This is a genomic window from Bacillus cereus group sp. Bce019 (assembly GCF_051781745.1).
GTDB classification, from domain to species: domain Bacteria; phylum Bacillota; class Bacilli; order Bacillales; family Bacillaceae_G; genus Bacillus_A; species Bacillus_A cereus.
Genome location: NZ_JBPWJX010000130.1, coordinates 1 through 271, shown reverse-complemented (window position 1 = coordinate 271; position 271 = coordinate 1). Strand labels below are relative to the sequence as shown.

Genomic DNA, 271 nt, shown 5'->3' with positions numbered 1-271 from the left:
CACGGGCACGGCGCTGGGCGACCCCATCGAGATCGCGGCGCTGACCCAGGCCTTTCGCGCCAGCACGCAGCGCAGGGGCTACTGGGCCATCGGCTCGGTGAAGACCAATATCGGCCATCTCGATGCGGCAGCCGGTGTCACGGGCCTGATCAAGACGGTGCTCTCGCTCAGGCATGCCACCTTGCCGCCCAGCCTGCATTTCGAGCGGCCGCATCCGCAGATCGACTTCGAGCGCAGTCCCTTCCATGTCAACACCGTGGCCAGGCCCTGG

Annotated in this window: 1 pseudogene; it reads left to right on the top strand. The window is 67.5% G+C overall.

Annotation, left to right across the window (positions count from 1 at the left end):
- A pseudogene (locus tag ACS2QP_RS27740) lies at positions 1-271 on the top strand (hypothetical protein); the annotation flags it as partial.